General features: G+C 39.0%; 10 protein-coding genes. 9 read left to right on the forward strand and 1 reads right to left on the reverse strand.

The features are described from left to right. Positions 1–248: 248 nt before the first annotated feature. Positions 249–3149 (reverse strand): excinuclease ABC subunit UvrA, encoded by a 2901-nt coding sequence (uvrA, locus tag JMY09_RS13800; protein WP_201624466.1) that lies wholly within the window; start codon positions 3147–3149, stop codon positions 249–251. Positions 3150–3910: 761 nt separating this feature from the next. Here uvrA and JMY09_RS13805 point away from each other — a divergent pair. From JMY09_RS13805 to JMY09_RS13845, 9 genes are all read left to right on the forward strand, one after another. Then, entirely contained in the window at positions 3911–5275 is a 1365-nt protein-coding gene (locus tag JMY09_RS13805) for an MFS transporter (protein WP_201624468.1), read from the forward strand. Positions 5276–5476: 201 nt separating this feature from the next. Then, complete coding sequence (locus tag JMY09_RS13810) at positions 5477–6073, forward strand: DUF3833 domain-containing protein (protein ID WP_265088036.1); 597 nt, start codon at positions 5477–5479, stop codon at positions 6071–6073. Between the two features lie 362 nt (positions 6074–6435). Next, complete coding sequence (gene ssb / locus JMY09_RS13815) at positions 6436–7068, forward strand: single-stranded DNA-binding protein (RefSeq protein WP_201624470.1); 633 nt, start codon at positions 6436–6438, stop codon at positions 7066–7068. A gap of 212 nt (positions 7069–7280) precedes the next feature. Then, entirely contained in the window at positions 7281–8462 is a 1182-nt protein-coding gene (locus tag JMY09_RS13820; RefSeq protein WP_201624472.1) for a tyrosine-type recombinase/integrase, read from the forward strand. Further along, entirely contained in the window at positions 8462–10024 is a 1563-nt protein-coding gene (locus JMY09_RS13825) for a site-specific integrase (RefSeq protein WP_201624474.1), read from the forward strand. The genes JMY09_RS13820 and JMY09_RS13825 overlap by 1 nt, the downstream gene beginning before the upstream one ends. A gap of 1 nt (position 10025) precedes the next feature. Further along, a complete protein-coding gene (locus JMY09_RS13830) occupies positions 10026–12011 on the forward strand; it encodes an integrase (RefSeq protein ID WP_201624476.1) in 1986 nt (661 codons plus the stop codon). After that, positions 12004–12480, forward strand: coding sequence for a protein kinase (locus tag JMY09_RS13835; protein WP_265088037.1), 477 nt, complete (start codon positions 12004–12006; stop codon positions 12478–12480). Before JMY09_RS13830 ends, JMY09_RS13835 begins: the two co-directional genes overlap by 8 nt. A gap of 138 nt (positions 12481–12618) precedes the next feature. Beyond that, positions 12619–14193 (forward strand): type I restriction-modification system subunit M, encoded by a 1575-nt coding sequence (locus tag JMY09_RS13840; protein WP_201624478.1) that lies wholly within the window; start codon positions 12619–12621, stop codon positions 14191–14193. Further along, positions 14177–15376, forward strand: coding sequence for a restriction endonuclease subunit S (locus JMY09_RS13845; protein ID WP_201624480.1), 1200 nt, complete (start codon positions 14177–14179; stop codon positions 15374–15376). Before JMY09_RS13840 ends, JMY09_RS13845 begins: the two co-directional genes overlap by 17 nt. The last annotated feature ends 67 nt before the right edge of the window (positions 15377–15443 follow it).

Raw genomic sequence — 15443 nt, forward strand, 5'->3', positions numbered from 1 at the left:
ATCCCATCGAGAAGAAGTGGGCTCAAGTGAAGTTTTTACGCCAAGGTTGGATGGAAAATGACTTATCTAAATTGTTTTATGATATTCATCCAAAACATAACTCTTTTGTAGTGCAGTGACTATAGTTACATTACTAAAATTTTTCACTGTATTAGCAGTGAACTCAAGATTGACTGAAATCCAAATCCCACCCAACAAAAAAGGCCACCCCCGAAAGAGCAGCCTTAATATTATCAATTAACAATAACCTAACTAGCTTTCTGCAACTCAAGCATCGGCTTCAAGAACTCACCCGTATGTGAGTTTTTATTCTCAGCCACTTCCTCAGGCGTGCCTTCAGCGATAATGATGCCGCCACCTTTACCACCTTCAGGACCTAGATCGATTACCCAATCCGCGGTTTTGATTACGTCAAGATTATGCTCGATGACCACGATAGTATTGCCTTTATCACGCAGCGCATGCAAGATATTTAGCAGCTTATCGATATCATGGAAATGCAGACCAGTGGTAGGCTCATCCAAGATATACAGCGTCTGTCCCGTATCACGTTTGGCCAGCTCACGGGCTAGTTTGACTCGTTGCGCTTCACCACCTGATAGGGTTGGTGCCGACTGACCGAGACGGATGTAGCTAAGTCCCACTTCCATTAACGCTTGCAGGCGACGATGAATAGCTGGAATCGCTGAGAAGAACTCAACCGCATCTTCTACGGTCATATCCAGCACGTCAGCGATGGTTTTGCCTTTATAGTGAATCTCTAAAGTCTCACGGTTATAACGCTTGCCATCACAGACATCACAAGGCACATACATATCTGGTAAGAAATGCATTTCAACTTTGATTAGACCATCACCTTGGCAAGTCTCACAGCGACCGCCTTTTACGTTAAAGCTAAAGCGACCTGGCTTGTAACCACGGGCACGAGCTTCTTGAGTTTGGGCGAACATTTCTCGTACTGGGGTAAAGACGCCAGTATAAGTTGCTGGGTTTGAGCGTGGAGTACGGCCAATTGGGCTTTGATCGATATCGACCATCTTATCTAAATGCTCAAGACCGCTGATACTTTCATGCTTATCAGCAATTAGTGTCGAAGCATTGTTCAATTGTGTGGCGGCTAATGGCATCAAAGTACGGTTAATCAAAGTCGATTTACCCGAACCCGATACCCCGGTGATACAAGTCATAATACCGATAGGCAAAGTCAAATCAACGTTCTGTAAGTTATTACCCGTTGCGCCTTTTAGCTCAATAGCCATCGGCACTTTTTTAGGCTTAGCTTTACCCTCAACGGCAACTTCTATCATCTTAGGCTGATGACGAACCTTTGGAATCTTAATACTTCTTTTACCAGACATATACTGTCCAGTAAGCGACTCTTCGGATGCCATAATATCATCGACAGTACCCTGAGCGATGACATAACCACCATGCACGCCAGCGCCAACACCGATATCGATGACGTGGTCGGCTTGACGAATAGCATCTTCATCATGCTCAACGACCAGTACCGTATTGCCTAAGTCACGCAGACGAGTTAGAGTTTTCAGCAGACGATCATTATCACGCTGATGCAGACCGATTGAAGGCTCATCAAGTACATACATCACCCCCATGAGTCCAGCACCGATTTGACTAGCTAGACGAATACGCTGCGCTTCACCGCCTGATAAAGTTTCCGCTGAACGGGCAAGCGATAGATAATCCAAGCCGACACTAACTAAGAAGTTCAGACGCTCATTAATCTCTTTAAAGATTTTTTCAGCGACTTCACCTTTATGACCACCAATCTTTAGGGTCTTATAATAGTCAGCGGCATCACCAATAGACAGCTTGACGATCTCAGCGATAGTTTGATCATCGACACGGACGTTGCGTGATATCTCGTTGAGACGAGCACCATCACAGACGTTACAAGTAGTATCGGCTAAATATTTAGCTAGCTCGTCACGCACTAGATTACTTTGAGTCTTGGCGTAACGGCGCTCAAGATAAGGCAATACACCCTCAAAAGGAATAGTTTTATTAGTCTTACGTCCACGCTCATCGGTAAAGTTAAAAGTTAGCTTCTCCTTGCCCGAACCGTGCATAATAAGGTCTTGCTGCTCTTTTGGCAGCTCTTGCCACGGCGCATCCATATCGATATTGAAATGCTTACATACCGTAGATAGTAAACCGAAGTAATAAGCATGACGCTTATCCCAACCGTTTATTGCGCCTTGATTCAAGGTTTTTTCGTGGTGAGTAATGAGTTTTTCGGCAGCGAAATACTGACGTTTACCAAGACCATCACAAGCAGGGCACGCCCCATAAGGATTGTTGAAACTGAACATTCTTGGTTCAAGTTCAGAGACCGCGCGATCACAGACCGGACAGCTGTGTTTAGCGGACATGACTTGATTATCCGCACCACCTTCTTTAGGATTACCATCCATAAAGTGAAGCGTTACTAGCCCTTGGCCTAAACGTAGCGCAGTCTCAAGACTCTCTGCTACTCGGTTACCCAAGTCATCACGCACTTTAAAGCGATCGACTACTACCTCGATAGTATGTTTTTTCTTTTTATCTAGTGCTGGTAGCTCGTCTGTATCATAGACATCACCATCAACACGTACTCGTACAAAACCTTGACCGATGAGCTGCTCAAGTAGCACAATGTGCTCGCCCTTACGCTCACGAATCACTGGTGCCAAAATCATTATCTTAGTGTCATCGGGTAGTGACATAACCTGATCGACCATTTCAGTGACCGACTGCGCCACCATAGGTTCGTCATGCTCAGGGCAGTAGGGAGTACCGATGCGCGCGTAAAGCAAGCGCAAATAGTCATAAATCTCAGTGATAGTACCGACTGTAGAGCGTGGGTTATGGTTAGTTGATTTTTGCTCGATAGCAATAGCAGGCGATAAACCCTCAATACTATCCACTTCTGGTTTTTCCATCTGTGATAAAAACTGACGTGCGTATGCCGATAAACTTTCGACATAACGGCGCTGTCCCTCAGCATATAGAGTATCAAAAGCTAAAGAGGATTTACCGGATCCCGATAAGCCCGTGATAACTACGAACTTATCACGTGGAATATCCAAGTCGATATTTTTTAGATTATGTGTGCGTGCGCCGCGTATTGCAATATGGTCATGTGCCATCGTTTATAGGTTTCCTATTTTCTAAAAAGTGGTCAAAACTAATATGTAAATATTAAGCTAACTTTACTAATCCATCACTAATCCATCACTAATCTAGCAAAAAGTAGCTAATGCATTAAAAAAAGTAGCTGCAGTTGATTGCTCTGCCAAAACCCTAAAAGAACTTTGAGATAAAATTTTAGTTAACAAAAAAAGAGTGGTTTAGCAAACAAAAGAAAGGTTCATATAAAAGGACTGGGTAATAATTGCATCGAATTTAAAGCCATTGGTTTGTTTAATGCTATTTTTATAAAGCTATTTTTAATCGTTAATTAATAAAAATTTCAACCTAATAGTTATTAAGTGTTTCGCTGTATTTAACTGGTTTTATATTAGAGGCTTGAGACAGTTCAAACCGTTATAAGGTATAAGCGATGCCTGCTAGAAGTAACAACCTAGTAGTGCAATATGCTTTGTAGCGACTTACTTTATTGTTATGACAGTGGCATTATTCAAGGTGCAAGCCCATATTAGCTGCACTTAGTAACAAATTTATTATGTCCCTAATACTAGGGCTTAGTCATAGGGGCTAGTTATCCTCTAACGGTAATAACTAGTAAATGATTGTTGAGCTTGAAAGTGTAACTGGCGGCAAGCAGATAAAAGTTTCAGTAACGAACGAGTGAATGTTTTATACTGTGGGGCTTAATTGCCACGTCAGAATGATCTTTCGTGTCACTTATTAAATGACAAATCTGTAGTGATAAACCTGTGAGGCAAGTATGAATAGCGTAGAAAAACGGGCAATCGGAGGGGTTGGCGGCATTTTTGCTCTACGGATGATTGGCTTATTTATGATTGTGCCAGTGTTTTCTGTCTATGGGGACAATTATGCTCATGCTACGCCATTTTTAATCGGTCTGGCGGTTGGTGTTTATGGACTTGGACAAGCTATCTTTCAGATACCAATGAGCCTTGCTGCCGATAAATTCCCACGTAAGCCAGTTATTATGCTGGGGCTAGTACTGTTTGCGCTAGGCGGTATTATTGCCGCCAATGCTACTGATATTTATGAAGTGATTATTGGACGTGCGCTGGCAGGTAGTGGTGCGGTGTCAGCGGTTTTGATGGCGCTATTAGCGGATGTTACTCGTGAAGAGATGCGTACCAAAGCTATGGCTACTATGGGTTTGACTATTGCCTCATCCATTATGTTAGCTTTTGCCTTTGGTCCGCTCCTCGTAGGCTCGCTAGGTATCTCAGGGTTGTTTTGGCTGACGGCTGGGTTTGCGGTATTGGCGATGGTATTGCTATTGATAGTACCTTCACCATTACGAGTGCTTAAGCATAATTTAGATAACAAGTCGATCGGTCAGCAGCTCGCTACTGTACTCAAAATTGGTGATCTAAACCGTCTACATATTGGTATCTTTGCCTTGCATCTAACTATGACGGCGATATTTGTGATTTTGCCCCATCAGCTCAGTGCGGTTATGGGCTTGTCAGTACGCCAGCAGGGCTTAATCTATCTGCCACTACTGTTTATTGGTTTTGCAGTAGCGATTCCTTTTATTATTATCGCTGAAAAGAAACGTAAGATGCGCCAAGTATTCTTAGCTGCTATTGCTTTAATGACCGCCTCTTTAGCTATACTAGCGCTAGGTGGTCAAGCTAGTTTCGGTATTATCTTGGGTTTATTACTTTATTTTATGGGCTTTAATTTGCTTGAGGCCACTATACCTTCGTGGATATCTAAGCGCGCACCAGTGGCTAATAAAGCAACGGCAATGGGTCTAAATTCATCAAGCCAGTTCTTTGGTGCTTTTGTCGGTGGGGCGATGGGTGGCCTATTGCTCAATCAGTCTAATTTATTAGCTTGGGGGCTATTAGCGGTAATAATGGCAGCAGCGTTGCTACTCATTATTCCTATTGCTGATCCACCGTATCTATCTAGTACTACGGTGACTATACCGAAAGATATCGATATCCAAGACTGGTCGCAACAAATGATGGCGGTCAAGGGCGTTGATGAACTAGTAGTGATGGCAAAAGAGCAAGTGGCTTATCTAAAGCTAGATAAAACTCAGTTAACCGATCTATCACGACAACAGCTATCCAAGTTAGCTCAAAGTCCTCTAGATATCTAAGCTTTTATTCCGTTGGATATTTTTATTTTGTTTGAGTAATAAAGTTAGAATATAACGACATAAGTAGCTTGAAATAAGCGAATTATGATAGGAGCGGTCAAAATAGAGTTCGCTAATTATAAGCCCTATTGCTGGCAAAAAACGCTGGCAACAAAGGCTAGTAGACAGTCACTTTTATTATCCATCTAAAAAGGAATTAAGATGAATAAGTTTAATGCTTTATCGGCGACTACTGAAGCGAGTACTGAAGCACTGACTAAACCGATGCCTAAATTGGCTATGGCTCTTGGTTTAGCAGTAACCCTGCTTACTTCTGGCTGTGCGACCCAAAACATTCAGAGTTACCAAAACGTTAGTCCAACTCTGGATATGCATCAGTTTTTCTCGGGTCAAATCGATGGCTGGGGTATGTTCCAAGGCCGTAATGGTGAAGTAAAAAAACGCTTCACTGTCGATATCAACGCCACTCACGAAGGTGATGACGTCATTGTCTTAGATGAGAAGTTTGCTTGGGCCGACGGCACAAAATCACAACGTATATGGCGTTTAACTCAGCAAGCAGATGGTCAATGGAGAGGGACTGCTGGGGATGTTATTGGTGAAGCGTCAGGACAATTAGCTGGCAACGCTTTACATTGGCAGTATGTATTAGATTTGCCAGTCGATGATAAAACTTACCAAGTAAACTTTGATGATTGGATGTACTTAATCAGCAAAGATGTGATGCTCAATCGCGCAGTAATGAGTAAGTTTGGGGTAGGGTTAGGTAGCGTGACCTTAAGTTTACAGCGCAAATAATAATAGCCATAACCATAATAATAGATCGGTATTATTAGCTCAAAAATAGCTATTTTTTATAATTATTTAAGCATATTTTTTGAAAAATGAATAGCCAGCACTGAAAACCTAATAACAAAACGGCTGATTATAGTCGGTTAAAGCCATATGCAGTCTACAAGCGACATACAGTGTCGCATATAGCTCAAGCTTACTGGATATTTATCTAAAAACCGTATACCATAAAACTAGATTATTGACAGTGGCAATAACCAACAGCTACAAGTCAGGGTTAGATAATAAATAGAGTTAGCTATTTTAGCTTTAGATAAAATGACTCAGCGAAATATTTATAAAGTTATTCATCAAAAAAGGACGATATCATGCGCGGTGTTAATAAAGTCATCATCATCGGTAACCTCGGTGCAGATCCTGAGGTACGTCAATTTAGTAACGGTGGTAGCGTTACCAATATTTCGGTAGCTACTTCTGAGCAGTGGACGGACAAACAAAGTGGCGAAAAAAGGGAGTCAACTGAATGGCACCGCATTGCGCTATATAACCGCTTAGGCGAAATTGCTGCTCAATACTTGCGTAAAGGCAGTAAAGTCTATATCGAAGGCAGTTTGCAGACTCGTAAGTATCAAGCACCAGACGGCAGTGATCGTTACGCTACTGATATCAAAGCTTATCAGATGCAAATGTTAGACGGGGCGACTGGCGGTCAAGCTCAAGAAGGGGGTTATAGTAACAACCAGAATAACCAACCAAGTTATGGCAACCAAGGTGGCCAAAACAGCGAGCAATACTCTCAGCAAGGCGGTGGCTATAATCAGGGTGGCCAAGGTGGCCAAGGTGGCGGTTATAACCAAGGCGGCTCTTCAGCTCAAAACGGTTTTAATAATAACCAAAACGCAAATAATCAATTTGCTCAGCCAGCAGTGACTAATAACAGCGCTGCTAACAAACCTACAGCAATGCCTGATGGTCCTGTTGATGACGATATCCCTTTCTAAATCATATAAAAAAGGAAGTGTAAAGATGGTTAAGTAGTTATTGACTACTAAGCCTTTAGTAGTCAGATCCAGCCCTGAATAGTATTCTTTTATTAGTGTAAATATTGAGAATAAGATTCAGGGCTTTCTTTTAATAGTAATATAAAAGTTATTATAAGTTTGTTAGTGTTAATATGTAAGTTGTTATAAGGTAAATTAAGTAAACTCATACCATGGTGAAATTAATGAAAGTTAAGGTAGTTACGCATCCAACTGGAGAACAGATTCCGATCATACTGGATTATGATGGTTTACCTATTCCTGCGCCTAATGAGTATTTATTATCTCGTCGTGATAAAAGCACTAATACACTAACTCGTAATGCTAGAGAGCTATGTATTCTATATGACTGGTTGCATCGGGAACAGATTAACCTGAGAGAGAAGCTTACTGCTCCAGTATCTTTTAACTCCGCTCAGATCAATTCAGTATTGGTTGAGCAACTAAGACAAAATAAAGAACAATCAAAGGCTGTTTCACCCATAACTTTCAATCAACGTCTTACTACTGTCAGACAGTTTATAAGCTGGTATATGAGTGTGTTGATATCGCAGTTGCCTTATTCATCTAATAAGTTTAAGAGCCTTAGTGAAAGAAAAAGTATTTTTAATGAATGGCTATCTAATTCGTTTATGTCTTCACCACCTAGCAGGAAGTATTTGAAAAAAGGACTAAACAACGAAGAATCTAGCTTTTTGATAAATATATTAGATCCTACTTCTATTAATTCATTTGGTACAAGTAAAGCAGTAAAGTATCGAAATTTTATTTCAGTTGGATTAATGATTTATTGTGGTTTACGTCCGGGTGAGCTTCTTAGTTTAAGGGTAGAAGATATTACTATTGGTGCTATATCCTCGGTGAACGTTGTCCGTAGAAAACCTGATATTGGTGATACTAGAAAGCCTAGACCACAAGTAAAGCGTAATGGTCGCTTATTAGAGATTGGCAACTTGGATCTAGTTAAGTGTCTGAATAAATATATAGTTGAATTAAGAGAGATCCTAGAAGATAAGTCAGAACTAGAATCTGATTACCTAGTTTTGAGTGACGAAGGTCAACCTTTATCACAAGCATCTATCACTCAACTTTTTCATTTGTTGAGAAACAAATATAATCAAGATCTCCCTGATAATTTGAGCGCTAAATCCTTAAGGCATACTTTTTCTTCGAGAATGGAAATAACAATGAGAGCGTCAGGGTTGTCAGAACAGAAACGTCGAGAAGCTTTGGCACATTTAAGAGGGGATTCTAGTCTTAGTTCGCAGGATGTTTATATTGCTCAAGCAGTTGAAGAAAGTGCAATAAAAGCCTTGCGTCAATATCAAACTAATTTAGTTAAGGATAACAATTGATGGCACAATTAAAACTACTAATTCAAGAAAATGTAGATGCCCAGACTATTACTACTAGAGAAGGCAATATAGTCGATATTTCAGAAGAGCAATGGCATTTACCATATTCGTCTGATAATGGCACTATTAACTTCGATAGATTGCTGTCAAAGCCTCTTAAGTATGCACTTAAGTATTATGCCTCTCATAAGATTAGACGCACATCAACTCATGCAGGGTTAGCTGCTTTTAATGATGTTATGCGTGAAATAATTCCCCATATAAGTAATGAGGATATGTTGAATGATGCTGTTGAGGAAAAACTAATCGAGGCGTTTGAAAAAGCCATAAATATGGCAAAGAAATATCATCGGCTATGGGCTTTGTCTCGTTCAATAGAGTGGTATAAGTGGTCAGCTCAAAATTACCCTGAACTTGGTTTTTCCAAACGCTATGCTACTCAGCTTGCAGGTATGGTTATACCAGCAAATCCAAAAGGTCAGGCTGTGCGAATGGAAGATCCTGAGAATGGTCACTTTGATCAAACTCTTGAGCTTCCCTTGATAATTGATGCTCTTAAAAGTGACACAAGCGATACTTTCAAGCATTGTCAAGAGAAGGCTGTTGTGGCTTTATCTCTCGCGTTTGGTAGAAATCCCGCAAACTTAACTTACTTGCGTGAAAGCGACCTATCTAAGCTAAATCCTTTCGACAAAGATGACCCTTGTTACGTAATCAAAATACCTCGCATAAAAAAACGTCAATTGAACCCTCGTGATGACTTTATAGAGGAATACCTCGATCCATTTTTTGGGAAAATTATTGAGGAGTTAATATTAGCTAATAAAAGTGTAAAGCTATCCTATAAATCTAGACACTATACAAAGCCCAATGAAAGACCGATTTTTATTAAATTAAGCAGAAATACTAGCGCTGAAAGATCAAATTCTAGTGACGAAATTTTTAATATGACAAGCAGAGATATTTCTAATTTAACCAAATCATTTGTATTACGTCATAAGATTATATCACCACTAACTGAGAGTCCGTTGAAGGTTTCTACAAGGAGATTTAGATATACGTTGGGAAGTGGTCTAGCTTCTGAAGGCATAAGTATGATGGAGCTTGCAAGGATTCTAGACCACACTGATACTCAGCATGTAAATGTATATTACGATACTAGAAGTAATATAATTGCACACTTAGACAAAGCTTCAGCAAGTCATTTTTCAAAATATGTTTCTTTGTTTAAAGGTAAAGTTGTTAGTAATGATATAGAAGCTGTTAATGGTGAGCTTGATGAAAAGCATCTGCTATTTGTAGATGAAGAGTATCCCGATCAACAAACTCAAATCGGTGTTTGTGGTGAATTAAGTGTTTGTCATTTAGATCCGCCATTTTCATGTTATTTGTGTCCAAAATTCCAACCCTATCGCTCTGCTAATCATGAACAAGTACTTGATAGTCTACTTGAAGGGCGTGAAAAACGGCTTGAGAAGTATGAGAACGCAAGACTTGGTATTCAATTGGACGATGTTATATTAGCTGTTTCTAATGTAATAACGTTATGCAAGGAAGCTTAAAATGCCTGATAACAGATCAAAACGAAAAACCAAGGTTATATCTTTTGTCACTATTAAAGATGATAGAGAATCTAACCTTTGTAATTTGATTAATTTAGCCCAAAGTCTAAAGCCTGAAGGTTTCGAGTCTGTAGTCTGGCAAGACTCACCATGGGTTATCACTGGCGGACGTTTAGTCAAACAAACTGGTAAACATAATACACAAGCTACTATTGATTTTGTGTTACCACCTAAGCTTGAAGGTGAAGCGTTATCAAGTGAATGGGCTGATGTTGCAAAAGCTTTATTTATGCTTAGGTTTCATCAAAAAAATCAAGCTATACCAAATCAGCGTAATTTTATCACGGCAATAGGATATACATACTATGCAGCCAAGCAACTAAATCAAAGCTTTTTTCAGCTTACTCCTGAAGTGCTAGACAATGCCTGTAAGATGATTTCAAAGGATTATGCGGATTCAACGGCATACAATCTTCATAAAGCTATAGCTGAATTTGCTGCTCATTGTGACAGTAATGGATTGTGCCACAATTACTTAGATTATAAATTTGCAAGGATGAAAAGACCTGAGAGTACTGGTGGAGTAAAGCATAAAAGATTAGATGATCCTGATGCAGCAGCGTCTACTGAATCTGAAAAAATGGTTGATCCTTTTGTGTATAAAGTGATAGGAGAGCTTTACCAAAATGTACCTAAAAATCATAAATATCGTTTATATATTCTATTGTTAAGTATGTTGATTTTGACAGGTAGAAGACTAAGCGAAGTGTCCTTATTGCCTTTTCAGGAAATAAGTGAGGATGATAAAGGTAATTTCTACATTACTTATTTCCCTAGAAAATCAAGCTTTGGCGATACGCTTACCCCTCTTGAGAGACTTTTCTTACCAACTGACATTGCACCCATAGTAAAAGAAATTTTACAAGAAGCTATTGACCTAACTGAAAAATCGCGTGAAGTTGCGAAGCAAATGCAAAAAACAGGTGAGGCTGATTTAAGGTTTTTGGAAAATATTTCAGATAGCAAAAAGTTCTATACTAAAGACTTTGAGAAGATAGGATTGGGTTCTGAGCTTCTTATGAAGTCTGGTTGGATAAGAAAAAGTAATCTTGCCTTTGAGGAAGTACAAAAGAGCAGAAAAGTGTTTTACACGACTAAAGAAGGTATTAAGCAATATTGTTCTAAGTATTTTGAGCCTAGATCGATTGAGGCTATATATATTGACCAGCAAGGTAAAAACTACTTTTTAGCAGACATATTGTTTATTAGGGAGCTGGGGCTTTCTAGTGGAGCTTACGCTCATTGGCTTGCTACCAGTTGCAGTCACTCAATGATCACTACTTTTTTGAGATACTTTCCTGAATTAAGCAAGGAGTATGCTAGTGGATATACCGAAGTTGACTTTACTAGCCATAACTTCCGTCACACTATGAACACATTGCTTGATGAAGGTGGCTTAAGTGACTTACTACAAACTGAGTGGTTCGGACGAAGTAATCCAAGAGATACCAAGGCTTATCAACATACCAGCCCTGAAAAAAAGGCTTTAATGTTAAGAGAAGAAATCAAAAATGGGACTATCGGTGGTAAGTTGGCAGATCAAATTCAATTAATACCAATTGAATATAGGGATGGTTTAATAAAGGCTCGTATAAAAGCTGTTCATGATGTAGGAACAGGTTTATGTATTCATAACTTCTCTCAAATGCCTTGTGAGAGGCATTTGCAGTGCTCTGCTGACTGCAAGGACTATGTATGGGTTAAAGACGATTCTAAGCGTATTGAAGAGGTCAAACGGCTATTTTCATTGACTACTATTGCTCAAGAAACTGTAAAAGATCAAGCGAGGTCGAAAAAGCCTAAGAAAAGTAGCGATTGGATGCTGCACAATGAGAAAAAGCTTCAAACGCTAGGAAAGCAACTATCTGACTATGGTGTAGAGAACTTTGATCCGTCCCAATATCTAAAGGAGACCGATGATGTCTAAATTCCGTCATATTTCTAATGAAGATATTACTTCCATTGTTAGAGAGTTAGATAAGTGGGCTATGGGTGAGCTTGGTTCAAAGCTAACTTGGCAGATACTGGTTGATAAATTTGGCTTTAGTAGACAAGCATTGCAAGCTAAGTCAGAGGTAAAGGCAGCTTATAATAATGCGAAGCAAGCGTTATCTGGTGGTCTTGTAAAGTCAAAAAAGCAGACTGAAGATGAATATCAAAAAGTATTGATTGAACTAGAGCGAACTAAGATTGAGCTAGAAAATTACAAACAGAAAGAGCAGTTATGGTTGAGGCGTTGGCAACAAATTGCTTTTAACATAAGGCAAAAAGGCATTCAGATTTCAGATATAGATAAGGATACTAATTATCCTGATGAAGATCTACCTTCAAAAAGCGAAACTGCAAAGATACTTAGACCTTTTGACAAAGAGATCCCACCATCAGGTAGAATCTAGTCTTGTAAAATACAATGCAGCTAATCTATGTACTCTCTAAGCATATATGGTTATAAGATCAAGATCGTATATAGATAGCTCAATAGGCAGCTAGAGACTCCAATTAGAATAACATATCAAAATAGAGAATTTAATAACATGGCTAAACAGACCAAACAGAAACAAGAAAAACCATTTGAGGAATCACTTTGGGACGCAGCCAATAAGCTACGTGGCAGCGTTGAATCGTCAGAATATAAGCATATTGTTTTAAGCTTGATTTTCTTGAAGTTCATTAGTGATACTTTTGAAAAACAGAGACAAAAGCTAATAGACACAGGCTATGAGAAGCATGTAGATGCCGTTCCTGCTTATGCTAAGGACAACGTATTCTATTTACCAGAAGAAAGTCGTTGGAGCTTTATTCAGCAGAACGCTAAGCAAGAAGATATTGCTCTTAAGATTGATACTGCTTTGAATACTATTGAAAAAACTAATAAATCGCTTAAAGGTGCGTTACCTGATAACTATTTTTCGCGTCTTGGTCTGACCGCCAGTAAGCTTGCGGCTTTGATTGACGTAATAAATAATATTGATACCTTAGCCAATCCGCATGAAGATATCGTTGGTCGGGTTTATGAGTATTTCTTGTCTAAGTTTGCAATCGCAGAGGGCAAAGGCAAAGGTGAGTTTTATACACCCAAAAGTATCGTAAACCTTATCGCAGAGTTGATTGAGCCGTATAAAGGTAAGATATACGACCCGTGTTGCGGGTCAGGTGGTATGTTTGTCCAATCAGTTAAGTTCATCGAAAGTCATAAGGGTAGTACTAAAGATATTTCAGTGTACGGTCAGGAATATACTAGCGCAACTTATAAGCTAGCAAAGATGAACCTTGCTATTCGTGGTATCTCTGGAAATTTAGGTAGTGTAGCCGCTGATACTTTTAATAAGGATCAGCATGAAGACTTGAAAGCTGACTTCATTATGGCGAACCCACCGTTTAATCAAAAGGCTTGGCGTGCCTCTGATGAATTGGTTGACGATTACCGTTGGGATGGGTATGAAACACCACCCACAAGCAATGCTAACTATGCTTGGATCTTACATATGGTATCAAAGCTATCTGAAAATGGTGTAGCGGGTTTTATTCTATCAAATGGTGCATTATCAGGTGATGGTGCAGAAAAAGATATTCGTAAAAAGTTGATTGAAAACGACTTAGTCGAAGCGATTATTATTTTGCCTATGAAGATGTTCTATACCACTGATATTAGTGTGACCTTATGGATTTTAAATAAAAATAAAAAAGTACATAAAGTATCGCATGGTGATTTGACTCGCCATTATCGTTCTCGTGAGGGTGAGATTTTGTTTATGGATTTGCGTAAGCATGGTGAGCCTTTTGAGAAAAAATATATTCAGTTTTCAAATGAGAAAATCATCGAAATAGCTAATACCCTACATTCTTGGCAAGAATCAAAAGCTGATTCTAAATACAACAATATAGCTGGATATTGTTATTCAGCAACAAAAGAAGATGTTGTAGCAAATGACTACTCTCTTGTGCCGAGTAAGTATATTGAGTTCAAGAATCACGATGAAGATATTGATTTCGATGAAAAAATGATCCAAATATTTAATGACTTTACGAGCTTGCTACAACAAGAAGAAGAGTCAAAAAACGAACTTTTATCTGTATTTAAAGAGTTGGGCTATGAAATCAAACTATAATCGAATAGGTAATTACGTCACCCAAGTCAAATTAAAAAATTCTGACGGTGCTATCTCGCTACTTAAAGGGATAAGCATTAATAAGCATTTTATGCCATCTGTAGCTAATGTTATTGGTACAGATCTAAGTAAGTATAGAGTCGTAAAAAAGAATCAGTTTGCTTTTAACCCAATGCACGTTGGGCGCGATGAAGTGTTGCCTATAGCAATTCTAGAAGAAGATGAACCTGTTATTGTCTCACCTGCCTATGTGGTTTTTGAGGTAAAAGATGAAAGTGTTTTACTTCCAGAGTATCTAATGATGTGGTGTAGACGATCTGAATTTGATGGTAACGCTTGGTTCATGACAGATAATAGTGTGCGTGGAGGTTTTAATTGGACAGATTTTTGTGATATCAAGATGCCTATTCCATCTATTGAAAAACAGCATGAAATAGTTCGAGAGTATAACGTAGTCAATGAACGTATTGCTCTTAATGAAAATATAGTCCAAAAGTTAGAAGATACTGCTTTAGCCATCTATAAGCTTTGGTTTGTAGATTTTGAATTTCCTATTTCGCGAGATTATGCACAATCTATTGATAGACTTGATTTAGAGGGTCTTCCTTATAAGTCGTCTGGTGGTGAAATGGAATATTGTGACTCTTTAGATGTAGAGATTCCATCACAATGGAAGTGGGGCTGTTTTCGAGATGTAGCTAACCAATTCTCAGGCTATTCTTTCAAAGGTGATGACTATTCATTTGAGAAAGGTATAACTGTTATAAGAGGAGAGAATGTAACAGAAGGCAAGCTACGTTTTGATACGCATAAAAAATGGAATTTAAGCTTACCAAATCGAGCTAAGAACTGTTTTTTAAAGTCTAAGGATATAGTGATTGGTATGGATGGTAGCAAAGTAGGTAAAAACTGGTCTTTGGTTAGTCCTTACCAGCTACCATTGTTACTGGCACAGCGAGTTTGCTGTATTAGGGCTGATAGTCTTGATCATCAGTTATGGCTATATATATCTTTAAAAGTCCATAATTTTTCTGAATACGTGAATCAAGTTCAGACTGGAACAAGCGTTCCACATATTAGTGGAGAGCAAATAATGGATTTTGGCATTTATATACCAAATGATTATATAGTCACTGCACTACAAAAGAGTTATGTTTTGGATGAATATCATAAAACAATTTAGATAAGTCATTTTCCATCCAACCTTGGCGTAAAAACTTCACTTGAGCCCACTTCTTCTCGATGGGATT

Source organism: Psychrobacter urativorans, from assembly GCF_904846695.1.
Classification (GTDB): Bacteria; Pseudomonadota; Gammaproteobacteria; order Pseudomonadales; family Moraxellaceae; genus Psychrobacter; species Psychrobacter urativorans.